General features: G+C 32.1%; 24 protein-coding genes. 11 read left to right on the forward strand and 13 right to left on the reverse strand.

Annotated features, from left to right (window positions below):
- Positions 1-78: 78 nt before the first annotated feature.
- From TD29_RS18640 to TD29_RS07040, 4 genes are all read left to right on the forward strand, one after another.
- Positions 79-462 (forward strand): hypothetical protein, encoded by a 384-nt coding sequence (locus tag TD29_RS18640; RefSeq protein ID WP_152611482.1) that lies wholly within the window; start codon positions 79-81, stop codon positions 460-462.
- Between the two features lie 127 nt (positions 463-589).
- Positions 590-1,390 (forward strand): MbnP family protein, encoded by an 801-nt coding sequence (locus TD29_RS07030; protein WP_040279785.1) that lies wholly within the window; start codon positions 590-592, stop codon positions 1,388-1,390.
- A gap of 69 nt (positions 1,391-1,459) precedes the next feature.
- Positions 1,460-2,503 carry a cytochrome-c peroxidase gene (locus tag TD29_RS07035; RefSeq protein ID WP_040279786.1) on the forward strand — a complete coding sequence of 348 codons (1,044 nt, stop codon included), beginning with the start codon at positions 1,460-1,462 and terminating at the stop codon, positions 2,501-2,503.
- Positions 2,466-3,431, forward strand: coding sequence for a transporter family protein (locus tag TD29_RS07040; protein WP_040279787.1), 966 nt, complete (start codon positions 2,466-2,468; stop codon positions 3,429-3,431). Before TD29_RS07035 ends, TD29_RS07040 begins: the two co-directional genes overlap by 38 nt.
- 110 nt (positions 3,432-3,541) lie before the next feature.
- On the opposite strand, the gene TD29_RS07045 is transcribed toward TD29_RS07040, so the two are convergent.
- Complete coding sequence (locus tag TD29_RS07045) at positions 3,542-4,480, reverse strand: LysR family transcriptional regulator (protein ID WP_040279788.1); 939 nt, start codon at positions 4,478-4,480, stop codon at positions 3,542-3,544.
- 103 nt (positions 4,481-4,583) lie between these two features.
- Here TD29_RS07045 and TD29_RS07050 point away from each other — a divergent pair, with 103 nt between their 5' ends.
- Positions 4,584-5,063, forward strand: coding sequence for a Dps family protein (locus TD29_RS07050; protein ID WP_040279789.1), 480 nt, complete (start codon positions 4,584-4,586; stop codon positions 5,061-5,063).
- A 93-nt stretch (positions 5,064-5,156) separates the two neighbouring features.
- Here the strand turns inward: TD29_RS07050 and TD29_RS07055 are convergent, their stop codons facing one another.
- Entirely contained in the window at positions 5,157-6,809 is a 1,653-nt protein-coding gene (locus tag TD29_RS07055) for a hypothetical protein (protein WP_152611483.1), read from the reverse strand.
- Positions 6,810-6,942: 133 nt separating this feature from the next.
- Between TD29_RS07055 and TD29_RS07060 the strand changes: the two genes are divergently transcribed.
- Genes TD29_RS07060 through TD29_RS07070 form a run of 3 tightly spaced genes read left to right on the forward strand, consistent with a single transcriptional unit; the run spans position 6,943 to position 10,749 of the window.
- Positions 6,943-7,455, forward strand: a complete 513-nt coding sequence (locus TD29_RS07060) for an RNA polymerase sigma factor (protein WP_040279791.1) — start codon at positions 6,943-6,945, stop codon at positions 7,453-7,455.
- 58 nt (positions 7,456-7,513) lie between these two features.
- Positions 7,514-8,452, forward strand: coding sequence for a FecR family protein (locus tag TD29_RS07065; protein WP_052467011.1), 939 nt, complete (start codon positions 7,514-7,516; stop codon positions 8,450-8,452).
- 5 nt (positions 8,453-8,457) lie between these two features.
- A complete protein-coding gene (locus tag TD29_RS07070) occupies positions 8,458-10,749 on the forward strand; it encodes a TonB-dependent receptor plug domain-containing protein (RefSeq protein WP_161792604.1) in 2,292 nt (763 codons plus the stop codon).
- Positions 10,750-10,843: 94 nt separating this feature from the next.
- On the opposite strand, the gene TD29_RS07075 is transcribed toward TD29_RS07070, so the two are convergent.
- Together TD29_RS07075 and TD29_RS07080 are read right to left on the reverse strand one after the other, a co-directional pair.
- Positions 10,844-11,263 carry a DUF2141 domain-containing protein gene (locus tag TD29_RS07075; protein WP_040280113.1) on the reverse strand — a complete coding sequence of 140 codons (420 nt, stop codon included), beginning with the start codon at positions 11,261-11,263 and terminating at the stop codon, positions 10,844-10,846.
- Positions 11,264-11,428: 165 nt separating this feature from the next.
- Positions 11,429-11,917 carry an AAA family ATPase gene (locus tag TD29_RS07080; protein WP_040279793.1) on the reverse strand — a complete coding sequence of 163 codons (489 nt, stop codon included), beginning with the start codon at positions 11,915-11,917 and terminating at the stop codon, positions 11,429-11,431.
- 168 nt (positions 11,918-12,085) lie between these two features.
- On the opposite strand from TD29_RS07080, the gene TD29_RS07085 reads away from it, so the two are divergent.
- A complete protein-coding gene (locus TD29_RS07085; protein WP_040279794.1) occupies positions 12,086-12,763 on the forward strand; it encodes a class I SAM-dependent methyltransferase in 678 nt (225 codons plus the stop codon).
- 10 nt (positions 12,764-12,773) lie between these two features.
- Here the strand turns inward: TD29_RS07085 and TD29_RS07090 are convergent, their stop codons facing one another.
- The 6 genes from TD29_RS07090 to TD29_RS07115 all read right to left on the reverse strand — a co-directional run bounded on the left by TD29_RS07090 (position 12,774) and on the right by TD29_RS07115 (position 19,152).
- A complete protein-coding gene (locus tag TD29_RS07090) occupies positions 12,774-14,054 on the reverse strand; it encodes a DUF58 domain-containing protein (protein WP_052467012.1) in 1,281 nt (426 codons plus the stop codon).
- A gap of 148 nt (positions 14,055-14,202) precedes the next feature.
- Positions 14,203-15,201, reverse strand: coding sequence for an AAA family ATPase (locus tag TD29_RS07095; protein ID WP_040280115.1), 999 nt, complete (start codon positions 15,199-15,201; stop codon positions 14,203-14,205).
- A gap of 107 nt (positions 15,202-15,308) precedes the next feature.
- A complete protein-coding gene (locus TD29_RS07100) occupies positions 15,309-16,505 on the reverse strand; it encodes a DUF4350 domain-containing protein (RefSeq protein WP_040279796.1) in 1,197 nt (398 codons plus the stop codon).
- Complete coding sequence (locus TD29_RS07105) at positions 16,502-17,254, reverse strand: DUF4129 domain-containing protein (protein ID WP_152611484.1); 753 nt, start codon at positions 17,252-17,254, stop codon at positions 16,502-16,504. Before TD29_RS07105 ends, TD29_RS07100 begins: the two co-directional genes overlap by 4 nt.
- Complete coding sequence (locus TD29_RS07110) at positions 17,247-18,188, reverse strand: hypothetical protein (RefSeq protein WP_040279797.1); 942 nt, start codon at positions 18,186-18,188, stop codon at positions 17,247-17,249. Before TD29_RS07110 ends, TD29_RS07105 begins: the two co-directional genes overlap by 8 nt.
- Positions 18,175-19,152, reverse strand: coding sequence for a stage II sporulation protein M (locus tag TD29_RS07115; RefSeq protein WP_040280118.1), 978 nt, complete (start codon positions 19,150-19,152; stop codon positions 18,175-18,177). The genes TD29_RS07110 and TD29_RS07115 overlap by 14 nt, the downstream gene beginning before the upstream one ends.
- A gap of 23 nt (positions 19,153-19,175) precedes the next feature.
- On the opposite strand from TD29_RS07115, the gene TD29_RS07120 reads away from it, so the two are divergent.
- Entirely contained in the window at positions 19,176-19,934 is a 759-nt protein-coding gene (locus TD29_RS07120) for an RDD family protein (RefSeq protein WP_040279798.1), read from the forward strand.
- A gap of 90 nt (positions 19,935-20,024) precedes the next feature.
- Positions 20,025-20,639, forward strand: coding sequence for a trimeric intracellular cation channel family protein (locus TD29_RS07125; RefSeq protein WP_040279799.1), 615 nt, complete (start codon positions 20,025-20,027; stop codon positions 20,637-20,639).
- On the opposite strand, the gene TD29_RS07130 is transcribed toward TD29_RS07125, so the two are convergent.
- The 3 genes from TD29_RS07130 to TD29_RS07140 all read right to left on the reverse strand — a co-directional run bounded on the left by TD29_RS07130 (position 20,634) and on the right by TD29_RS07140 (position 24,098).
- Complete coding sequence (locus tag TD29_RS07130; RefSeq protein ID WP_040279800.1) at positions 20,634-21,302, reverse strand: hypothetical protein; 669 nt, start codon at positions 21,300-21,302, stop codon at positions 20,634-20,636. The two genes, TD29_RS07125 and TD29_RS07130, sit on opposite strands and share 6 nt — an antisense overlap.
- Positions 21,303-21,327: 25 nt before the next feature.
- Positions 21,328-21,837, reverse strand: a complete 510-nt coding sequence (locus tag TD29_RS07135; protein ID WP_040279801.1) for a TlpA family protein disulfide reductase — start codon at positions 21,835-21,837, stop codon at positions 21,328-21,330.
- A gap of 110 nt (positions 21,838-21,947) precedes the next feature.
- On the reverse strand, positions 21,948-24,098 hold the full coding sequence (locus TD29_RS07140) for a M3 family metallopeptidase (RefSeq protein ID WP_040279802.1): 2,151 nt from the start codon (positions 24,096-24,098) through the stop codon (positions 21,948-21,950).
- Between the last annotated feature and the right edge of the window lie 339 nt (positions 24,099-24,437).

Genomic DNA, 24,437 nt, shown 5'->3' on the forward strand with positions numbered 1-24,437 from the left:
TGTTTAAGCTTTTTTTTTTATGATTATATACTTTCTATTTTTTTATGCTTGTTGTATCTTCGCCAAAAGTTATAAACTTTGAAAAAGCTTTTCCTTTTTTTATTATTAATAGCGTTTGCTTTTAGACCCATGTATTTTATAGGTCAAGTACTCTATTATCAATTAAATATTGATTACATAATAGAGACATATTGCGTTAATAAAGAAAAACCAGAAATGCAATGTAATGGTAAATGTCATCTAGCAAAACAACTACAGGTTGTGTCTTCAAGTAGCGATGATGAACAAAACAAAGTACTTAATGTTGTATTTGAGTCTTTTTTTCCTGTATTTTTAAATGAACAATCGTTTATAAACGAAGATTCTAAGACCATACTTTGGTCTAAAGAGTTAAATTCTAACTATAGTAATACCTATTCTTATGATATAGAGTATGCCTTGTTTAGACCTCCAATTTCTTAAGATTTTTTTAATTTTTTCTACAAGATTTTTTTGTCTTGTAGATAATCACATCTCATGCTAATTGTAATTAGGAATATTTTTATGTCCTAATTCAAGTAGCGTCAAACAATTATTAAATCTTATACAAATGAAAATTACAAAAATAGCATTTGCAATTATGCTATGCATATCAATGATATCTTGCGCATCAGATGATGACGCATCAGGAGAAGACCTTACAGGACAAACAGGTGAACTTATATTAAAATTTGATAACGGTGTTGGAGACCAAGATTTTATCTTCGGAACAACCTATTCAAAATCAAACAATGAGTCATATAAATTAGACAATTTAAAGTACATTATAAGTAATGTTCAATTAACCGATGACCCAGGTAATGTGTTTACATACCCTACTGCAGATAATGTATTTATAGTAGATGAAGCCAATGGAAATAATGCAGGAGAAATTTATGTAGTGTTAGAAAATGTTACTGCAGCAGATTATGTATCTGTAAGCTTTGGAGTTGGTATCGATCAAGATCGTTTTGCCTTGGGAGCTGATGGTCAAGGTGACTTTTTAGAATATGCTCAAGATCAAGGGATGTTCTGGTCATGGGCTTCGGGTTATAAATTTATTCGATTTGATGGTACTTTTTCATCAGATACAATGACAGATGAACCATTAAACCTACACATGGGAAGCGTTGGTACATCTTTAGATAACTATAGAGCCGTAAATTTAACGTTGCCAAATACAGTGCGTGTGAGAGAAGCTTCTCAACCAGAAATTCATATTGTTGCAGATATTTCTCAAGCCTTTGATGGTGAAACTTCGGTGAATTTTATGGATGGTTACGATCAAGTACATACAGATGCTAACGAAACTCCAATCATAGCAAATAATGTTATGGGTATGTTTGAGGTACATCACATTCACAATAACTAATTGTATTAAAAAAGCAATCAGGTCTATTATGGCCTGATAGTTTTTTTATTTACTAAATACTATTCTAGTATGAAAAAGGTAACACTATTAGTGTTGAGTTTGTGTGTGTTCTCATGTTCTAAAACTGACGAAATTAATGGGTATCAAGCAACACCTTTAGAGGTCGTTATCCCAGAGAATTTTCCTCAAATTCAGTATAATTTAGATAATAATCCTGTCACGCAAGAGGGTTTTGAACTTGGTAAATTATTATTTTATGAAGGCAAATTGTCTTCAAATGATGCCATTTCATGTGCCTTTTGCCATGAACAAGCTTTTGCCTTCACGCATCATGGTCACACATTAAGTCATGGTGTGAATGGAGGTGTGGGTTTTAGAAATGCGCAACCTATTCAAAATATGGCCTACCAAATGGAATTTATGTGGGATGGAGCGGCTTCTCACTTAGATTTTCAACCCATCATACCAATTACTAGCGAGCTAGAAATGGGAGAAATATTGAGTAACGTTATTAACAAACTTAAAAATGATGCTGGTTACCAATATCAATTTGGGCGCGCATTTGAAAATGGAGAAATTAATAGCGAGAATATGCTTAAGGCCTTATCTCAATTTATGAATATGATGGTCTCCTCAAATTCTAAATATGATAAATATGTGAGAGGAGAAGATAACGTACAATTAAGCAATATCGAGTTAGATGGTTTAGCAAATTTTGAAACTAACTGTGCAAGTTGTCATGCAACAGATCTTTTTACAGATCATACCTATAGAAACAACGGTCTCTCTGTAAACCCAATGTTAGATGATAAAGGTCGATACAACTTATTTGAAAATCCAGATGATTTATATAAGTTTCGTGTACCCAGTTTGCGCAATATAGAAGTAACTTATCCATATATGCATGATGGTAGGTTTTCAACATTAGAAGCTGTCTTAGAGTTTTATAATTCTGGAGGTACAGATAATGGTAATGTAGATCCTTCGCTTTTAAGAGAAAATGGAACCTATGGTATTACACTTTCTAATTATGAAAAGGAAAGCATTATCGCTTTTTTAAACACATTAACAGATCATGAATTTTTACAAGATGATAGATTTTCAGAATTTTAAAATAACAAAAATTACAGTACTCTTGCTCTTTAGTTTGTTTTCCTTCGGAAACATCTATGCATGTGATCTTTGCAGTTGCACCACAACTGGAGGAAGCTCTTCATTTGGGGATTTAAGTATGTCCAATTTTACTGGATTGAGATATATACACCAAAATTATGAGTCTCGTGATGGCATTTTTTCAAACTCACCTATAAGTAAAGAGCGTTTTAATACCTACCAACTTTGGGGACGAGTGCCAATATGTGAATCCTTTTTTGTGACAGCTGTTATTCCTTTTCAAGATTTAAATCGAGAATTTGAAGATAGAAACGAGCATATTAGCGGTTTAGGAGATATAAACTTTATGACCTGGTATCAAATAAAGTTATATAAAAAGCGAGCAGATGATGAGGTTGATTTTAATACAGAAAGAGAACGCTCTAACCATATGCTAAATGTGGGATTAGGTATTAAATTACCAACAGGAGAATTTGAAGAACGCCTAACAGATAAGGTAAATCCAGGTTTTCAAGTTGGTACAGGTAGCTTAGATGTTTTTCCTTCAATTATGTATGGATACAGTAAAAATAATTTTGGAGTCGTTGCTAATTTGAGTTACTATTTTAAGTCTAAAAACAAAAATGATTACAAGTTTGGTGATCAATTTAGTTATGGTAGTAGCGCATTTTATAACATAGAATTAAAAAAAGTCACCGTAAAACCATTTTTAGGGTTTTCTGGAGATATTTATGATTCTATAGAGCAGTATGGTGAGCAATTGCAAGATACAAATGGCTCTATTTTTAATGGCTCAATAGGTTCAGAATTTAATAGGGATGATTTTTTGTTGGGTATAAAATATACATTGCCTATTCATCAAGATTTATTTGATGGCAATGTAGAGTCGCAACAGCAGTTCTCTGTATATCTTAATTACGCTTTATAAATGTAGGTATTATAAAGTAAGAAATCGCAGTTATAACGTCATTGTATAACTGCGGTTTATTTTTTTGTTTTCTACTGAAATGTGCCAACTACAAAACTCGTGTCTGTAATTTATTTTGGTAACGGACTAATAATTTCAACATTTTGAAATGCGATCGCTCCACGAATAACACCAGAAATAACATCATGTAAGGCATCAATAATTTGCAACTTCAGTTCATTTTTATGATAAATAATACTTACTTCTCTAGCAGGAGATGGATCATTAAAATGATGTAACATAGAGGACATTTTATCGCTCAAATCTAAGGTGTTTAAATACGGTAGAAGTGTCATGCCTAAACCTTCATTAGATAATTTTACTAAGGTTTCAATACTTCCACTTTCTAGTTGAAATTGATCATCGTCATGAGTTTTTAAAACTTTACAAAGATTAATGACGCCATCTCTAAAGCAATGACCATCTTCTAGAAGTAGCATATCATTTAAATCTAAATCGGTAACATCAATTTTTTTCTTGTCTTTTAATCTATGGTCATGAGGTATGTAGCCTACAAAAGGTTCATAATATAAAACACGCTCTTTTATAGACTCATGTTCTAAAGGCGTAGCTGCAATAGCTGCATCTAGATGACCTTCCATAACACGTGTTATAATTTCTTCGGTGGTTAGCTCTTCAATTTTAAGATGTACTTTAGGGTACTTTTTTATAAAGTTTTTAAGAAACATAGGCAATAAAGTTGGCATTATTGTAGGTATAATGCCTATTCTAAATTCACCACCAATAAATCCTTTTTGTTGATCAACAATATCTTGAATACGTTCAGACTCGTCAACAATATTCTTAGCTTGTTGTACTATTTTACGACCTACATCTGTTAGTTCGATTGGTTTTTTACTACGGTCAAATATTTGAACATCTAATTGGTCTTCTAATTTTTGAATTTGTGTACTTAATGTGGGTTGGGTAACGAAACATTTTTCGGCAGCCTTTGTGAAATTTTTATATTCAGCAATGGCTAAAACGTATTTTAATTGTGTAATAGTCATATGGATTGATTTAAGCTATAAAGATATAACAACTATTCATTAAAGCTATGGCGAATTAAGTTTAATATTCAGTAACTTTATATCATAAAATAAAACAATTATTATGACAACTAACAGTATAGGTTTAGAAACCACAAAAACAAAAGAAATTGCGAATGATTTAAATACGTTATTGGCTAATTTTCAAATATATTATCAAAATCTAAGAGGTATTCACTGGAATATTAAAGGTAAGCGTTTTTTTGAATTGCATCCTAAATTTGAAGAATTATACACAGACGCCAATGTTAAAGTAGATGAAATTGCAGAACGTGTTTTAACCCTTGGAGCAACACCTTTACATACGTTTGAAGATTATTCTAAAGCTGCTAAAGTGCCAGTTGGGAAGAACATTTCTGAAGATGAAAAAGCGGTACAACTTATTGTTGATTCTCTGTCAGAGTTATTAAAAATTGAGCGTCAAATATTAGATGATTCTGGTGAGGCTAATGATGAAGGTACAAACTCAATGATGAGTGATTTTATTACTGAACAAGAAAAAACGGTTTGGATGATGAAAGCCTGGTTGGGTGAGTCGGTTTAATTTCCGAAGAAAAAATAATAAATATAAAACCCTTCAGAACATTGTGTTTTGAAGGGTTTTTAAGTTTATAAACCAACCAACTAAAACAGGAGATTAGTTACAATCTCGTTCTAATTGTATGACTTGGTTATTAGATGCTAAGGTAACATACTCTTCACTACATACAACTACGGTCCAATCTAAGGCAGCTATTGATGCGTAAGGTTCTACATCAGTACCAAAAGAGACTGCTAATTGATTTTTGCTTGGGTTTTGTATGGTTCCCCAGGTACCTAAAGTCACTGTATCATTTGATTCTGGATTACCTACAGACCAACTTCCATCTGGATTAAATATAAAGAACTCTGGAGCTACATTTTGATATAAACTTGTATTTACATACCAAACACATTCATTTAAAATAGCATTTAATTCTTGTTCAGAACAGTTGGTGGTATTGTTTTCACATTCAACAAAATCATTTTGTGTGTAACCTGCGCACTCTGCTTCACATTCATTAACGAATGTAATAATTTCTATTCCTGAACCTGTGTCTACTTCAACACATACAGGAATTGCTTCACCTGTGCATATACAGTCTTGGCAAGCTAAATTGATGGTGTAGTCTCCATTTGAGAAAATTAAATTTCCGGTTGAGCAGTCAAGAAAATCCCAATTGCCATTAAGTAAAGTGAAATTTAATAATCCGCTCATATGCAATGTGAGATTGTTAGAAGAATTGTCGAGACTCCATGTGCCTAGATCTGTTACAGCTATTTCTCCATTGACTATAAGATTTCCGTTAGCGTTATACATCACCTGGTTAACATCAACGAGCGTTCCGTTTTGATTAAATATGACGATTTCATATAAATCGCAAGAGGTTAGTAATCCTTCTAAACTTGGAAGATCTAATTCACAATCGGTATTTGTATTGCAAGAATCTAATAATTCAATATAAGCCTCTTGGTTACCAATGCTAAGTAAGGTTCCATCTGCTAATGTCACATCAAAGGAATATACAAAGTCAAAGTAATATGAATTATAGAGTATAGTGTCTAATTCAGCTTGAGAGTTTACTGTAATTGTGTCTCCATTATCAGTAATAATTGATAAAGGGAAATTAAATGTAAAGCAATTAGAACCACCAGGATTATTATAATCGCCTTGACAATTTTCTATGAAATCGGCTTCGGTGAAGCCATCACACTCTGCGTAACATGCATTTGGATAGGTCATAACAAATGTTTGACCATTTGGAGCGGTAATGTCTACACAAACAGGATCGTAAATTTCGTAGCATTCACATGATGAGCTGGTATTAAAATCGCAAGTTTCTATTAAAGTTGCAAATTGAGTTTCGTTAGCGATTGTAGTAATTATAATAGCATCTTGGTCTTCATTGTAAACTTCTACATTAAAAGGGAATTCAATACCACTTATGTATAGATTGTTTGTTGTGTTGATTGATACATCTATTAATTCATCTAAATTATTTACAGTAACTGTAGTGCTGTTGTTGTAGGATAAATGTAAAGGATACACAAAATCAAAACAGAAATCAAAGACAATATTGCCTGTAGGGTTTTCAGTTGGGATCACATTGCCTTGAGAATTAAATTGAGTTCTAAGTGCTGCTAAAGAAGTTGTGATTGAAGCGCTATCATTAATGTTTTGCTCATCTACAACTGGTTCATTATTGGTGCAAGACGTGAAGCAACATGCGACAAATAATGCACTTAAAAGTATTAATTTAAAATGTTTCATAATTTCAATTTTTTGAGTTCGTATTTCAATTTCATAGCGATTAATCAATAGTAAAACAACACACATTTAAAATACCCTACTTTTTTCTATAATTATTTTTTACCTAGTTTTGGAACTATGTTTAAGTTAGTGAATGTCTAAAGATCAGCAAAATATATGCGAAGTTGTAACTTTTGAAAATGTCTATAAGATGTTTTCAAAAGATTTAAGGCGCTTTATATTTTATAAAACTCAAGATCTAGATAAAACCGAAGATATTTTACAAGACACCTTTATAAAACTATGGGATAATTGTAGTAAAGTAAAATATGAAAGCGTAAAAAGTTATTTGTATACCATAGCGAATAACACTTTTTTAAATACAATTAAGCATGACAAAGTGGTTAGAAAACATCAACATAGTTTAAGGGTTCACAAAAACAATGAAACACCTGAGTTCATCTTATTAGAAAAGGAATTTATGGATAAGTTAGAACGTACCATAAATGCTTTGCCAGAAAAACAAAAAGAAGTGTTTTTATTAAATAGAATAGAAAAAAAGACTTACAAAGAGATTGCATTACAGTTGGATGTTTCGGTGAAAGCCATTGAGAAAAGAATGCATTTAGCTTTAGTTGTGATACGTGAAGAAATTGGTAATGTTTAATTATTTTAAAATTTGGGTAGGGTTTTTTAGCATCTCGTTGTATTAATAGAAGAAGATCATGAAAGAACAAGATTTACATAACAATAGTGAAACCTTTTTAGCCAAATGGTTAGTGGGAGAACTCAGTGATAAGGAACTAAAGGTGTTAGTGTCTGAGGCAGATTTTAATTCGTATGTTAAAATAAGAGAAGGGTTAAATATATTTGACGTTTTAGAGTCTTCATCAGATGCTTCTTTCATGAAGATTCAAGATCATATTTCCAAAAGCCAAAGTCAAGATCAAAGTAACGTACGATCATTAAAATCGGGAAGATGGTTGTTTGGAATTGCAGCTTCTGTTGTGCTATTGATTGGTTTGTTTTTTATTCTAGGTGACGATATTGTTACATTAGAGACCAATTATGGCGACCAAAAAACGATGGTGCTTTTAGATGGATCTGAAGTTATTTTAAACTCCAAATCTACCTTAACCTATAATAAAGATGATTGGGAGCATAATAGAACTTTAAATCTAAAAGGGGAAGGTTTTTTTAAAGTGAAAAAAGGAAGTGCATTTACCGTTATTACAGATAATGGAACGGTTACAGTATTAGGAACTCAGTTTAATGTAAACTCGCAACACGACTTGTTTGAAGTGCGTTGTTTTGAAGGGAAAGTTCGTGTTAAATCTAATGACGACACTTTTGTATTACTGCCAACAAATACTGTTAGAAGAATTAACGGTTTTGCTGCAGAGCAATGGGAGTCAACCAGTGCTAATCCGTCATGGCTAGAAGGAGAAAGTACTTTTAAAAGTGTGCCTTTAAAATATGTTATTACAAGCCTAGAATCTCAATACAATATTGCAATAGATACCACAAACATTAATAGCAACTTAATTTATACGGGTAGTTTTACGCACAAAGATTTAAATACGGCTTTAAAAACAGTATTTAATTCTTTACAAATACGATTTATTGAAAAAGAAAAAGGAAACATCTATTTGAGTACGAAGTGAAGAAATTGATAATCACCATTTTGTTAATTCTACCTTTTTTAGCCTTTTCGCAAGAAGAGGCTAAATATTATATAGCATTTAATGCTGTACAGCTTCAAGCTGCTTTTGAAAAAATTGAAACCCTTTATGATGTAAAATTCTCATTTCAAGATGAGAAATTAACTGGATTAAGCCTCACACTAAACAAGGAAAAAAGAACGCTACATGAACTTTTGGATGCTATAAAACTCAAAACAAAATTAGATTTTGAAGTGCTCAATAATCGTTATATTATTGTGCATACATCAAACTTAGGGCCACAAATTCTAGAATTAGACAAAATAGTTATTAATAGTTACCTCACTAAAGGAATTACTAAAAATAAAGATGCATCTTTTCTTATCAATCCAACAACTTTGGGGATTTTGCCTGGACTTACAGAGCCTGATGTTTTAGAAAGTATTCAATTATTACCAGGTGTTGTGAGTCCTAATGAAACTGCTTCTGGATTTTTGGTTAGAGGCGGCAAGATGGATCAAAATAGGATAATTTGGGATGGTATTAATATGTATCACAAAGGCCATCTTTTTGGTATGATTTCGCCATTTAACCCTAATGCAACTAAGCAGGTTACATTTATAAATAAAGGGACAAACCCTAGATATGGAGAGCGAGTGTCTAGCGTCATTTCTATGACTACAACGTCTAAAATTGAAGAAAAACTCAAAGCCCAAATTGGTGTTAATGGTATTAGTGGTGATGCTTACTTAGAAGTGCCAATTATTAAAGACACCTTGGCAGTACAAGCCTCTATGGGATCTAGTTATACAAATACATATCAATCGTTTGCTTTTAATACATTGGCAGATAAAGTATTTGAAAGTACTAAAATTAAAAATGGTGATAATCCTAATAACGACTTTAGTTTTGTAGATTATAATATTAAAATAAACTATAAGCCAAATTTTAATAATACACTTTATGCTAGCATCATATCTATTGATAATACTTTAGATTTTACGGTTAATGATACGCAAGCCAACAAAACTTTTAATGATCGTATGTCAATTAAAAATACGGGTTATGGTTTGGGCTGGACTAAATTGTGGCGCACAAATTTAAAGCAACTTACTTCGGCTTATTTTTCAAATTATAAGCTTAATTATAATTTTATTACTTCGGAAGGAGAAGCACAAACCTCCAATTTTGAAAAACGAAACATCATTTTTGATTCTGGTATTTCAACCGAATTGGATTGGGAAATTAATAAGCAAAATAAGGCAACGTTTGGATATCAATATGTTTTAAAAGATGTGGCCTATGCATTTTTAAATACTACAACTCTTCAGTTTATTTTAGATGAAGATAAAACAGTTGTGCAAACCCATAGCATTTATGCTAATTATAATTATAAAAATCCAAAATGGTTTGATGTTGAGGTTGGTGCGAGAGCCACCTATTTTTATGAATTAGATGCGTTTAGGTTTGAACCAAGATTAATACTTTATAAAGACCTCGTGAAACATGTGAAGCTTCAAATTTCTGGAGAAGTAAAACATCAAATTATTAGTGAAATTGATGAAACTATTATTAGTGATTTGTCATTAGAGAATAGAGTATGGCGATTAGCAAATGGTCATGAATTCCCTATTATTAATAGCAAGCAAATTTCCGCAGGATTTATTTATACAAATAACGGTTGGACCATTGATGTTGATCATTATTATAAAAAAATAGATCATATCACAGCATTATCTTTAGGATTTTTAAATCCCGAAAACAGTAATTTTAATTTAGGAGAACAACGTGTTTTTGGTGTTGATGTGTTTCTAAATAAGCGTTTTAATAGGTTTAATTCGTGGTTAAGTTATTCGTTTAACACATCTAAAAGTAAGTATGATAGTATCAATGAGGATGATTATTTTACAGCGACATCAAATGTTAAACATGCGTTTTCAACATCATTGAGTTATAAATTATCCAATTTTGAAGTAGCATTAGGTTGGAGATGGCAAACAGGAAAACCTTATACAGCATCTACGTTTGGAAATAATAGCTTTCAGTTTAATGAAGGTGTAAATACAAAACGTTTACCCGATTATCATAGATTAGATTTTTCTAGCACCTATAAGTTTAAGTTTTCTAAAACGAGTAAACTGAGGGCAAAAGTGGGTTTTTCTGTTAGAAACGTGTACAATAAAACTAATTTTATAAGCAGAGAATATCGTGGAAATAATGATATTAATGGAGCTATTGAAGCCATTGATAAATTCTCAATTGGGTTGACTCCTAATATTATGTTTAGATTATTTTGGTAAAAGTTATAAAACAAAAAAACCTCGAAATGAGGTTCTTTTGGTAAGGATTGATTGATTGATTGATTGATTGATTGATTGATTGATTGCTGTTATTTTAGAAGCGTATAGACAATTCTACATCTTTATTAGCGACATTAAATTTTGCGTCGCCATAATTTGGCGGACCAAAACTTCTTGGGTTGTTTGACGTCCCGTAAGATTCTACAGGCATTCCGTTGGCATCAAAATCCATTCTTTGGTTGCCATTTAAATCGTGTAATGCAATAATGGCGTAGTCACCAGGTTGTATGTTTTCAAAAGTTAAGATAGCTGTACCATCTTTAATAGTAGCAGATGCACTTTGTATAGGTTGAGTTTTCATAAAAGTAGCTTCTGTGTTTAACGCTAAAACTATTTTGCCATCGTCACTTTTAGCATTTTCTACTGTTATTGTTAATGTGTGACCTTTAGTATCTTGAGAAAATCCTAATGTTGAAATTAAAGTTAATACGATAAATAAGACTAATGATTTCATAATATGTGGTTTTAATGGTTTGTTTGTTATTGATGATTCAAATATCCAATTAAAGCACACATTTACGAAAAGAGAGTTACCCAGTTGTGATTTTTTATGGCTGAAATGTAAAAAGCAAACATTTATGAGTCTGTTTTATTGATAGTTAGTGAGTTAAAAGATAAATTATTCGGTAACTAAAACACCATTTGTCATTTCTTTTGCTGTGGGTTTTTCAAACCAAGTTTCCATAAATTTAAAATGGTCTTCACTAACTTCAAATTCAAAAGTATCACCTTGATCTTTATTTCTTTTCATCACTCTTTCAAACCTAGTGTTTTTTGAAATATCTAAAAAATGAAGTTGGAGTTCATAACCATGAAGTTGGGCAAACATTCTAAATTTTTCGCGATGTTCAAATTTTGATAATCCTAAATCTAAAATCGTATCTGTTTTAGAATCTTCTAATTGCTCAACTATATTTAATATGATGCTTTCTGCTCTGTTTATACGTTCTAAAAACCAATCGAGACCATCTGTAGGTTGTTTATCTGGAAGAAATAATGTGTTATTCCAAGTGTCTATGGAGAAAACAATGCCATTGGTTTTTGCTTTCAACTGGTTAGCGTATGTGGTTTTTCCTGAACCTGTATTTCCTACAATTAAGTGTATCATGACAATATATGTTATTCATTAAAATATGATATAGGTCGTAGTTGTATCGTATGAGATAAATACTAAATTAATAAAACAAACTGAATCCAATAGATATTTCCGAAGATAAAAAGATTGTATTCCTATTTTCAAACGATTGGTTATATTTGATATAAAGGCAACTTTAAAATGAGCGAAACACATGATGCGCTGAAAACTAAAAAAACACCTTGGCCAACAAAAAAGGCAATGGAGCAGGTGTATGATATGAACCTTTGGGGAACACATACCACACCGTTTTATTCTGGTGAAGGCTCGCATCATCCCGAATTTGTTCATCCATATGTAGAGGCTGTAACCTCATTTTTAACGTCTTTTGACAAGGCGTTAGTGGTTTGTGATTTAGGCTGTGGCGATTTTAATATTGGCAAAAACTTAGTAAAACACACAGCAAACTATATTGCTGTAGATATCGTGGCAAACCTTATAGCGCACAATAGGGCAACGTTTATTGCAAATAATTTAGAGTTTCAATGTTTAGATCTTGCAGTAGATGAGTTGCCACAAGGTGATTGTGCAATTTTACGACAAGTGTTGCAACATATTTCTAATGCCGAAATACAATGCGTACTCGCTAAGCTTAAACATTTTAAGTACATTATTTTAACAGAGCACTTGCCAGTGGCTGATTTTATACCAAATATTGACATTATTTCGGGACAAGGCATTAGATTGAAAAAACAAAGTGGAGTCAATGTTTTGGTGTCACCATTTAACTTTGAGGTTAAAAATGAGCGCCTATTATCATCAATTATTTTGAAGGATGGTAAAGGTGTTATCGAAACGAAACTTTATGAGCTGTTTTGACCTAAATAATTTACAACAACCCTCTAGCTTTAATCTCTAAATACTTATTAATGGTATCAATTGTTAAATCTTGAGGCGATGTTAATATCGATTGAATCCCATATTTTTGAAGCTCATTAACAATTAATCGTTTTTCAAAAGCAAATTTCTCGGCAATAACTTTGTCGTAAGCTTGTTGTACGGTTTCGGCTTTTTCGGTAATAATGGTGTTAAGCTCTGTGTTTTTAAAGAACACAACCACAAGTAAATGACTTTTTGCAATACCTTTTAAGTATGGTAATTGCCTATGTAAGCTATCTAAAGTTTCAAAATTGGTGTAGAGCAGCATTAAACTTCGTTGTGTGATATTACGCTTAACATCGGCATAAAGTCGGCTGTAATCACTTTCATAAAAATCTGTACTCACATTATAGAGCGTTTCTAAAATGAGATTCATTTGCGATGTACGTCGCTCAGCAACCACAATATTTTCTACCTTTTTTGAAAAGGCCAAAATACCTGCTTTGTCTTGTTTTTTTAGTGCTACATTAGAAATAACTAAAGCAGCATTAATCGCATAATCTAAAAGTGTTAGCCCATCAAAAGGCATTTTCATCACACGACCTTTATCAATAATAGAGTAGATAGGTTGAGATTTTTCATCCTGAAATTGATTCACCATTAATTGGTTACGTTTGGCAGTTGCTTTCCAATTTATGGTGCGTAAATCATCTCCTAACACGTAATCTTTTATTTGTTCAAACTCCATGGTATGACCAATTTTACGTATTTTTTTAATACCATATTGATGTAAATTATTACTAATAGCCATCAAATCGTACTTGCGCAATTGCATAAAACTAGGGTAGGTTGGTACCATGGCATTATCTTCGGAAATGAAACGTCTCGAAATTAGTCCGAAAACAGAAGTAACGTAAATGTTCAACTTTCCGAAGTGATACTCACCACGTTCTACAGGTCGCAATTTATATTGGATTTCTGAAGAGCTTGAAGCCTCTAATTTTCTGTCTATTCTAAAATTTCTAACTTGAAATTGCTCTGGAATCTCATCAATAATCGTAACATTGACATTAAAGGTGTAGTAGTTATTAATTAAGAGATTTACACCATTTTCATCACCATTAGAAAATTTTTCGGGTAGCACACGTTGACCTTTAACTCCGTTTTTAGCAGCAAATAAAATGATGGTATCTAAAATTGTTAACGTTATCAATAGTAGAAGCAGCAATTTTACAATTGCAAATCCTCTAGGAAAAATAAAACTCAAAACAAATAATACCATAATAACCATGCAAGCATAGAAAAATCTGTTTTGGAGAAAAAATGGTTTAATATGTTTCAAAAAAATGTTTATTTATGATACTTTTTTTAGTATTCAAATTACAGGTGTCGTTTATTAAATTAGTGTTCACTAAAAACGGATCACTACCTTTAAGTCATTACCTTGGTATTTCAACAGCCTCAATAATTTGCTTTATAATTTGTTTGGTTGTGACACCTTCCATTTCGCGCTCTGGAGTTACAATTACACGATGCTGTAATACTGGTATGGCAGCACGTTTAATGTCTTCTGGTGTTACAAAATCTCGTCCACTCATAGCAGCAAAGGCTTTACTTGCTTTTAAAATAGCAATAGACGCTCGAGGCGATGCACCTAAATATAAAAACGGATTGTTACGTGTGTTCACAATCATATCTGCAATGTATTTAATCAAGTGCGCTTCAATTTTAATTTGCTCTACTAAGCCTTGAAACTTAATAATTTTGGTTGCATTTAAATGTGCAGTAACATGATCTGTTTTTCCTTTACCTTGTAAATTTTGTTCACGATTTAAGATTTCTACTTCTTCATCAATATTTGGGTAATCAATGTCAATTTTAAATAAGAAACGGTCTAATTGTGCTTCTGGTAAACGGTAAGTTCCTTCTTGTTCTACAGGGTTTTGAGTTGCTAAGACGATAAATGGTAATTCCATTTTATATTTATTACCATCAATGGTAACTTGACGTTCTTCCATAACTTCAAATAAAGCAGCTTGTGTTTTTGCAGGCGCTCTATTGATCTCATCAATAAGAATCATATTAGAAAAAATCGGACCTTTTTTAAAGTCAAATTCTGAGTTTTTCATATTAAAAACCGATGTACCTAAAATGTCACTAGGCATTAAATCTGGTGTAAATTGAATTCTACTAAAGCCAACATCTAAAGATTTAGCTAACAATTTTGCCGAAATGGTTTTTGCAACTCCAGGAACACCTTCAATTAACGAATGTCCATTAGCAAGAATAGAGGCAATGAGCATGTCTATCATTCCTTTTTGACCTACAATAACTTTACTAATTTCGCTTTTTATTAATGCGATACCGTCTTGAAGTTCACTTAAGTCAATACGATTAGTAAAACTAAGATCACTTGCTGTAGTTTCGGTATTTGCCAAAGCCTCAGTTGGAGTTGTAGCTGTAGTGTCTTCAATTGAAGACGTCTCTAACGGTGTAGCCTTTGGTGTTAAATCTTCGTTTTTGTTGTCGTCTAAATGTTCCATAATTATGTGGTATAAAAAGCTTCAATAGCTTTGTTTAATTGTAATAAGTCGTCTTCATTACAGTAGCTCTTTGCTTTTAAATGTGCAATCTTGTTAATTAATTTTTTAATATCATCTTGATCTTTACCAGATTTTAAAGACAGATTTTTCACAAATTTATCATCTAGAATTTGAGTGTCTAAATAATAGACGCGTCTTATGTATTCTAGGAAATAGGTGATTTTTTTCTCTATTAAATTGTTGTGGTCTTTTGTTTCATAGTACAAATTACCAATGGTTTTAGTGAAATCTACAGTTGTATTTTTTAATGGCACTTTTACGTTAACAATACGTTGTCTTCGTTTAGCATTAAAAATCATAAATAATACTACAGTAATGAGTGCCAAATACCAAGCCCATCGTAAAGGTGGCTGACTTAATATAAAGCGTAATGGCGAGCTTCCTAGGTTTTTACTAGATTTATTTCTAGAATCAAAAAAGATAGTATCATCACCAAGGTAAGACATAACGCTAGATGCATATTTACGATTATTTTTTTTAAGCAAGTGATAATTAGTAAAAGCAACCGGCTGTAAATGCAAGTAAAAGTAACCTGTTTCCCAAGGGACTTCTATAAAATTAGTGTATGTAATATCATCAAATTTTTGATGCCCAAGAACGGTTGTGTTTAACGTGTCAATTTCAGAAAAATAAATATTGTTTAATCCTTTTTCTACGGAAATGGAATCACTTTTAAATACAGGATTTGTAAATGAAAAATCGGCTTTGCCTTTAAACGTATATTCGTTTTTTGTGTTAAAACCTAGCGAGTCTAAAAGTCGATCTGGAAAGTAATTACTTGATATAAATATATCGTTACCATGGGATGCAAAATCTAATAATTCTTGAGCAGAGGTATTGTCTAAATTTGGGTACTCATCAATTACAACATATGTTCCACTGGTTAAATAAGTGCTATCTTCCCAAGAGTAATATTCATCAAAAAACTCGTAAGGTGTTACTTTAATTTGTTCAATATTACTTGCTGGGAATAAACGGTCTAGCTCGTTGTAAAAAACAAATGTGCCATATGGTATTTTTTCTGTTTCATTGTATGTTTTTTTCCAGTTAATAGGAGCAGGTGTAGAGAATTCTATGGCAATAATTCCAACAAATAACAAGACTAAAATCCCAATGTATATTTTTAATGTTCTACTCATTTTTTAGCTGTTTTTAAAAATTGAGTAAATGCTGTTTTGGCCTTTTTAAATTGAGTGTGGTCAATATCAAACTCACCATACCAAATGTAATTATACAAGTATGATGTGTATGAAAACTCTTCTTTTGTGTCTTTGTTTTCTATTTCGATATAATAATCGCTATTGGTTTTTTCTACATCGTAATCTATGATTTCAGCTTCAGAAAGCGTTCGTAATAACCATAAGTAATAATAACGAATTGCTAGTCTGTGGTTGTTCTCACTTTCGGCTTGTTCAATGAGTGATTTGAAATCTGTTTCGTAAATATTATTCTCAATGTCTGTAACAGGAATAATGGACTTATCGCTAGATTTTCCGAAGACCCAATTACCTTCTTTATTGATTATGGCTTTTACGATAAAAAATACGACCAGCAGAAAAATGACCACATAAAAAATGGTTAATGCAATATCGGTAAAATCGGAAGCTTGAGCATCACTATTAAAATCAAATAGGTCTTTAAAAAAATCTGATAACCATTGTTTAAAACGTGTCCACCATCCAGAATTTTCTACACTGCGTTCGTATATAAATTCATTATCATTGTAGGTGTCTTTAAGGTCATCAAATTCGCGCTTATCAATAGGTTTAGTATCAATATAGACAGAGTCTTGCATGGTTTGAACTCGTGTTACCAGTGTTGAGGCATTTAAAAGTAATGCGTTTCCGAAGAAAAAAAGGATGATATGTACGTAATATAATTTACTCACCAGATCCTATTAAATCAATATCGCTTTTGGTATTGATATTTTCATTGTCTTCCTTTAAACTGTAATATACAACACCTTGATTGAGCTGTACAATGACGTTTAAAATGCTACTCACTAGAAATGTTAAAAGAAAAATAGCAATCATCATGACTGTCATTGTTTTTTGAACGCTCATTGGGTCTTGCATTGTGTTGGTCTCTAGGTCTGTGAACATGTTCACCATTCCAAAAATGTAGGGAATTAATGCAATGACATTTTGAGCGATATAACTCATAAAGTAAAACAGACCAACACAAGCAATTGCTGCCCAAAATTTAGAACTCATCATGGACCAAGAGTGGCCAAAGCTATTCCAAATTCCACGTTTTCCATCAAGATATTCTATAAGCGTACCTTGATAAAATAAACTTACAGCTCCAATCACTAATGGCCAACCAAGTATCCCGATTATAGTAATTGCGAGCACAAATACTAAAATACCTGCACTAATTGCAACGGGAATAAAGACAACAATAGAACAAAGTAAAAAAATGAATATTTTACCAATATTAGCTTTGTACGCGTTTATAATATCTGTTGCTGTGAAATTTTTGCCATCGTGTTGGTGATAGAGTTTTAAATAGATGGGAATAAAAGAATATGAAATCACTGCTGCTACTAGGCCTACAATAATAAATACAAAAATGAGAAATATAAAGAGGCCAGAATTTTGATTTAAATAGTCATCAATAGCCGAAGTGCTACCATTCATGATACCTCCAAACAATACGTCGGTATAAAATTTACTAAAGAAATAGCCTATAACAACCAAGATTAATAAGAAAATCCCATTGATTACAAAAAAATGCTTAAACAAGTGTTTTCCGTTTTGTTTTAAAAACGCGAATGTATCTTGAAAATATTCACCAAAGCCTCTAGATTTATATAATTGCATGTAGGTTTTTTAGTTTTTTATGAAGTATAAACGGATAAATTAGATAGTAATATGAGATGATGGCCAGTGTGGTTAAAATAATCCCAACAGATAGCCAATTTGGCATAATGTTATAGTGTCTTGTCACATAGCCTTCTAAAAATGCTGCCATGACAGTAAAAGGAATTGTGCTTAAAAAGATTTTAAATGAGTTTTTAAAACCAATTTTTAACGACATCATTCTAGAATACGTTTTTGGAAACAATACACTAGCGCCTAATATTAAACCTGCAGCTGCTTCAATGACCATAGAGAAAATTTCAAACGCACCATGAATCCAAATGCCTTTAACGCTTACCCAAAAGGTATCAAATTCATAAAACATATATTGAAATGATCCAACCATTATACTGTTGTACATTAAAATTAAAACAGAGCCAATACCTCCAAAAATTCCCCAAAAATAATTGTTAATTGCTACGCGAAGGTTATGATAAAGTATGCCTAAAAAAGTTCCCCAAGTAGTATTGGTACCATAAATAGCTAAAGGATCGCCGTTTTCTATGTTTTCTTTGGTTTGATTAACGTAACCATCTGATAAAATGAGTCTAACAAAATTTTCATCTTTAGACGAAGACAATATCCCTATAGATAAAAATAAACCAAAAATTAGAAAGGCATATAGTATATAGCGCCTATATTCATAAACAATTAAGGGAACTTCAGTTTTCCAAAAATGAACAAAACGGTTGGTGTCTTGCCTTTTAGTTTTATAAATTTTTTGAAAAGCTTTAGCTGCTAAGTTGTTTAAATAAAGAATTGTTTTACTTTTGGGATAGTAAGTTTGAGCATAAGAGAGATCATTTACTAATTGAATATAAAGTGATGCTAATTCATCAGGGTTTTTTAGGGTTTTCCCAAAAATAGCTTTTTCGAAATTGAGCCATTTTTCTTTATTTTGTTTAATAAAAGCAACTTCTCTCATAGGCATTCAAATTAAAGCAATTAATGGTAGAGTTACAAATAAATACGACACAAAACGTTAATATTAATTTCATCGCAGCGAGTGTTGGTGAACGCATGTTGGCCTATATAATTGATTTAATTATCAAGATAGCCTATGCATTTGGTTTTGGTTACATAGTTTTTGATTTGTTTAATTTTCACGAAACTTTTGATGCCTTAGACGGTTGGTCACAACAAGCCGTTATTGCTATATTTGCACTCCCCATTTTATTCTATACACTTACCTTAGAATCTATCTTTGAAGGACAAACACTAGGAAAGCGAATAATGAAAATAAAAGTCGTTAAAATTGACGGCTACCAAGCTTCCTTTCCAGATTATTTAATCCGTTGGTCCTTACGAGCTATTGATATGATGCTTATGGGTATTGTTGCTTTAATTACCGTGGTTACTAGTAAAAATAGTCAGCGTTTGGGCGATATGACTGCAGGAACTTCAGTAATTACACTTAAAAATAATGTAAATATTAGTCATACCATTTTAGAAGAATTAGATGATGATTACAAACCTACCTATCCTAATGTGATCAAATTATCAGATAATGATGCAAGAATCATTAAAGATACCTTTGTTAGAGCCAAAGCTGCCAGAGATTATGAAACGCTTATTAAATTGCGAACTAAAATTGTACAGGTCGTGGAAATTAAAGATTTTAATGGTAGTGATTTAGAGTTTATAGGTACAATTTTAAAAGATTACAATTATTATACACAAGGTAATACCATGACAAAATCGTTTTAACATAGTGTTATTGTTTATTAACAATAAATACTCATTTTACGATATGATATCTCAATTGAGCCAACTACCTTTGCTAAAAATTAAACACTCATGTTTTTTCAAATCATAGATATTTTAGGAACCGTAGCTTTTGCGATATCTGGAGTTTTAGTCGCTCTCGACAAAAAAATGGATTCTTTTGGAGTGCTCATTATCGCTTTCGTAACTGCCGTTGGTGGTGGTACCTTACGTGATGTCATGATTGGGATTGAACCTGTATCTTGGATGAGAAATATGACCTACGTTTACGTCATTGTAGGTACAACTGTTTTTACAATTTTACTTCGGAAAAAAATAAACTATCTACGTACCTCTCTCTTTTTGTTTGATTCTATTGGCATTGGTTTGTATACTGTTGTTGGTATAGAAACAGGATTAATAGCAGGACTTCACCCAATTATTTGTATCGCTCTCGGAACCATGACAGCTTGCTTTGGAGGTGTTATTCGGGATATTTTGTGTAATGAAATTCCTGTGATTTTTAGAAAAGAAATCTATGCAACCGCTTGTATTATTGGTGGACTCACATATTTTTTACTTCGGAAATTTATGGCAGACACCAATTTAATCTTTATCATTGCCCTTATCGTCGTCATCGTAATTCGCTTAATTGCGGTTAAGTTTAAGATAAGTTTGCCTAGTTTGTATAAAGGTGAGGAGTTATAGGTTTTGATTTGCTAAATGAACCATTGGATAGTAAAAAAGTGTAGCAATCACAACTTTATGTAATTGATTATCTAAATCTTTAGGAGTCATACTGTTTGCAACAGTTTTAGAGGTTAAGCCTAAGCTTAAACCAGCAACATCAGACTGTGTTTCTAAAACTTGGTTGAGACTCTCGTGAATTTCATTATTTAACAAGCATTTACAGTAATCTGCTTCTTGATTTATGGTAATAATATCAATCTTTGGTATTATTGGTTTTGATTTAGTTTCCTCAAAATCAAATTTGATAGCATCACTTTCAGAATCTTGGCTATTAAACGATTTTAAGTCTTTCAAAGACATCCAAATTTTATTAAAAGTTCCTGATTTTTTTAAATCATTCAGCGCTTTTTTAGAATTAGAATCCGTTATGAAATTTGGGTTTAAGTCTAAAGAGCCTAAATCTTCGAGATAAAGTAAGTAGTTTTTATTACTATTTTTAGAACCATAAGTCTCAATAAGCTTTTTTTCAAATTGAGCAGTTGCTTTATTTAATTGATTAATATCTTCTTTTGATAGACAGTCTTCTAATGCTTCAGCAAAATTAATTGTAGACCTAGATTCAGGTTGACATGATGATAAAACAACTATTGATATGAACAGCATTAAGAATCTAATTGACATATATGAATTTTAATGGTTTTTTAATTTAAAGTAGCTTTCTAATCTCCTCAACAAGCGTTTTCATGCTTTCTTTAGAATATCCGGTAGAAATATAACGTATCACACCATTCTTATCAATTAAATAATTTTTTGGGATGTATTTAGTCGCATACAAATCCCAAATGTCTTTTGTAGGATCTAGGCCAACATTAAAATTAATCCCTTTTTTCTTAAGGCTTTCCATTTTTTGTTCGACCAAAAATTTGTTTTCTCCTCTAGAAATAGGAACAAATACAAAATCTTCATTTGCAAAACGTTCTAAAAGTTCTTTTGGGATTTCTTTAAACTCAGCCATGCATGGTCCACACCAGGTTGCCCAAAAATTAATAAGTACTACTTTTCCTTTTAAATCTGACAAGGTGATAGATGTGCCATCTAACATTTCTACGGTAAAGTCTGCTGCTTTATCCTTTTCTTTAAGTATTGAGCCTCTATCTGCTTGAGCGTTTAATGCCATACTACATAAAAAAAGTAGAGGGATTAAGATATGTTTCATAGTTGAGGATTTAAGTGTTTGATATTTCAGAAATAAAAATATAAAAAAACCTCTTACATATAGTCAACTATACACAGGAGGTTTTTAAAATTATAGAAACTGAGACTTATTTAATTCTCAGGAATAGGAAATCCACGATCTTTCATTAAGGCTTCAATTTTAGCATCACGACCTCTAAATAAGCGATAAGCTTCAGCAGGATCCATAGCATTTCTTGGTGCAAATAAATATTTCACTAATTTATCTGCAACTGCTTTATCGTAAAATCCGCCTGGAGCTTCTTTAAACGCTTCCGAAGCATCACTTGTTAATACATCTGCCCACATATAACCATAATAAGCGGTTGCATAACCTTCTCCAGAAAATACGTGACCAAAATGCGGAGTTCTATGACGCATAGGTAATTCACTAGGCATTTTTAAGTCTGCTAGAGTTTCGCGCTCAAAGGTATCAATATCAATATTTGAAGGGTCAGCAAGATGCAATTTCATATCCATTAAGGCTGATGCCAAGTATTCTGTTGTGCCAAAACCTTGATTGAATGTTGATGCTTTTTTTATTTTATCAACTAATGCTTTAGGTATTGGTTCGCCTGTTTTATGATGCACTAAAAATTGGTTAATCACCTCATCTGTAGATAACCAACGCTCTAGTAACTGCGATTGAAACTCAGTGTAATCTCTTACACCTCCATTTAAAGTTGGGTATTTTACATTGCTAGAAAAGAAATGCAGTGCATGACCAAACTCATGAAAAAATGTAGTGGCATCGTCCCAGGACACTAAAACCGATTCTCCAGGAGCTGGTTTTACAAAATTAGAATTATTTGAGGCCAATACATTCGTCTCACCTTGATACGATGTGTAACTTCTATAGGTTGTTGCCCAAGCTCCAGAGCGTTTTCCTTCACGAGCATAAGGATCCAAATACCAAAGTCCAATATGTTTGCCTGTATCTTTATCTGACACTTCCCAAACTTTTACATCTTCATGAAAAACAGGGATGTTTTTTTCTGCAGGAGTAAATTTGTAATTAAATAATCGACCTGCAACATAAAACATAGCCTCTGTTAATTTATCTAATTGTAAATATTGTTTGACTTCGTCACTATCTAAGTCATATTTTTCCTGACGTACTTTTTCGGCATAAAAACGGTAATCCCATGGTTCAATTGTGAGCCTATTATTGCCTTTATTAGCAATGGCTTGCATATCTGCAACTTCTTCATTAACACGAGCAATAGCAGCTGGCCAAACAGCCATCATTAAATCCATCGCATTTTCTGGAGTTTTTGCCATACGATCTTGAAGCCTCCATTGTGCATAATTATCGTAACCCAACAATCCTACACGTTCTTTACGTAGTTTTAAAATTTCAGCAATAATAGCATTGTTGTCGTATTCATCACCATTATCTCCTCTTGAGTAGTAATTGGTCCACACTATTTTTCTAAGTTCTCTTTCTGTAGAATACGTTAAAAAGGGATCCATTGAAGATCGAGAATTGGTAATGGCATATTTGCCATCTTGACCTTTATCTGTTGCAATTTTTGCTGCAGATTTAATAAAGGATTCAGATAAACCACCGAGTTGGTTTTTATTTAAATACGTGACATAATTCTCTTCGTCGTGTAACACATTGTTAGAAAAATCTGTGTATAAGGATGACAGTTCTTTGTTAATTGCAGCATAGCGTGCTTTCTTTTCTTCGGAAAGATTAGCACCATTCATTTCAAAGCCTTTATAAGTTAAATCTAACACACGTTGTTGATCGTCAGGTAACGGATTTTTTTGTGATGCGTCATAAACTGCTTTCACGCGTTTAAATAGTGTTTCGTTTTGTGATATTTTCGATCTGTAATCTGATAATTTAGGAGCTAATGCTTTTTGGATAGCTCTAAATTCTGGTGAAGACATGTTGCTACTTAAAATACCGTAATATGTAAATACGCGATCTAATACACTTGCCGACGCTTCGAGAGGTACAATTGTATTTTCAAAAGTTGGTGGTTCTTTAACGTTCGCAATTGCTTCAATGTCTTCTAAACCGAGTTTCATTCCGGTTTCGACAGCATCTTTAATATCGTTTACATTCATTTTATCAAAAGCAGGCAGTCCTTGGTATGGACCAGTCCAATCTTGAAGTAAAACATTATCTGTCTCGTTCATAGCTGATTTTTCGTTAGATTTTTTATCGTCTTTACAACTAGAAAACATAACAATACTACATATAAATGCAGCTTTTAGGGATTTTGAAATCATTAATTATTTTTATTGAATTAGTGTGTTTCAAGTTAGGTAAAATTGCTCAAGTTAATTGTTGTGATTTTGTTAATTTATTTAGACAGAAGACAGAAGACAGAAGACAGAAGACAGAAGAAGATTCAAGAACCAAGAACTAAGATAAATTGAATTGAACAATTTAAATTCTCCTCCTTTTTCAAGGAGGAGTGGATTTGGTCTTAGAGAAAAGACCAAAGACGAGGAGGTTGTTAGATGAAAAAAACTTGTATACTTAAATTTTGTTAACCCTTTCGTCTTCAATTTCTTTTTTGGAATTGAATCCACCTTCCCTTGAAATAAGGGAAGGAATTAAATAGT

The organism is Psychroserpens damuponensis (assembly GCF_000826655.1).
Taxonomy (GTDB): domain Bacteria; phylum Bacteroidota; class Bacteroidia; order Flavobacteriales; family Flavobacteriaceae; genus Psychroserpens; species Psychroserpens damuponensis.

What these genes read in the sequence shown, in the direction of transcription:
- TD29_RS07080 (WP_040279793.1), bottom strand. Translation starts at nt 11,917, where the DNA reads ATGATACACTTAATTGTAGGAAATACAGGTTCAGGAAAAACCACATAC.
- TD29_RS07130 (WP_040279800.1), bottom strand. Translation starts at nt 21,302, where the DNA reads ATGTCAATTAGATTCTTAATGCTGTTCATATCAATAGTTGTTTTATCA.
- TD29_RS07100 (WP_040279796.1), bottom strand. Translation starts at nt 16,505, where the DNA reads ATGAGTAGAACATTAAAAATATACATTGGGATTTTAGTCTTGTTATTT.
- TD29_RS07045 (WP_040279788.1), bottom strand. Translation starts at nt 4,480, where the DNA reads ATGACTATTACACAATTAAAATACGTTTTAGCCATTGCTGAATATAAA.
- TD29_RS07135 (WP_040279801.1), bottom strand. Translation starts at nt 21,837, where the DNA reads ATGAAACATATCTTAATCCCTCTACTTTTTTTATGTAGTATGGCATTA.
- TD29_RS07035 (WP_040279786.1), top strand. Translation starts at nt 1,460, where the DNA reads ATGAAAAAGGTAACACTATTAGTGTTGAGTTTGTGTGTGTTCTCATGT.
- TD29_RS07090 (WP_052467012.1), bottom strand. Translation starts at nt 14,054, where the DNA reads ATGGTTATTATGGTATTATTTGTTTTGAGTTTTATTTTTCCTAGAGGA.
- TD29_RS07140 (WP_040279802.1), bottom strand. Translation starts at nt 24,098, where the DNA reads ATGATTTCAAAATCCCTAAAAGCTGCATTTATATGTAGTATTGTTATG.
- TD29_RS07030 (WP_040279785.1), top strand. Translation starts at nt 590, where the DNA reads ATGAAAATTACAAAAATAGCATTTGCAATTATGCTATGCATATCAATG.
- TD29_RS07110 (WP_040279797.1), bottom strand. Translation starts at nt 18,188, where the DNA reads ATGCAATTATATAAATCTAGAGGCTTTGGTGAATATTTTCAAGATACA.
- TD29_RS07055 (WP_152611483.1), bottom strand. Translation starts at nt 6,809, where the DNA reads ATGAAACATTTTAAATTAATACTTTTAAGTGCATTATTTGTCGCATGT.
- TD29_RS07085 (WP_040279794.1), top strand. Translation starts at nt 12,086, where the DNA reads ATGAGCGAAACACATGATGCGCTGAAAACTAAAAAAACACCTTGGCCA.
- TD29_RS07115 (WP_040280118.1), bottom strand. Translation starts at nt 19,152, where the DNA reads ATGAGAGAAGTTGCTTTTATTAAACAAAATAAAGAAAAATGGCTCAAT.
- TD29_RS07060 (WP_040279791.1), top strand. Translation starts at nt 6,943, where the DNA reads ATGTCTAAAGATCAGCAAAATATATGCGAAGTTGTAACTTTTGAAAAT.
- TD29_RS07120 (WP_040279798.1), top strand. Translation starts at nt 19,176, where the DNA reads ATGGTAGAGTTACAAATAAATACGACACAAAACGTTAATATTAATTTC.
- TD29_RS07040 (WP_040279787.1), top strand. Translation starts at nt 2,466, where the DNA reads ATGAATTTTTACAAGATGATAGATTTTCAGAATTTTAAAATAACAAAA.
- TD29_RS07075 (WP_040280113.1), bottom strand. Translation starts at nt 11,263, where the DNA reads ATGAAATCATTAGTCTTATTTATCGTATTAACTTTAATTTCAACATTA.
- TD29_RS07065 (WP_052467011.1), top strand. Translation starts at nt 7,514, where the DNA reads ATGAAAGAACAAGATTTACATAACAATAGTGAAACCTTTTTAGCCAAA.
- TD29_RS07125 (WP_040279799.1), top strand. Translation starts at nt 20,025, where the DNA reads ATGTTTTTTCAAATCATAGATATTTTAGGAACCGTAGCTTTTGCGATA.
- TD29_RS07050 (WP_040279789.1), top strand. Translation starts at nt 4,584, where the DNA reads ATGACAACTAACAGTATAGGTTTAGAAACCACAAAAACAAAAGAAATT.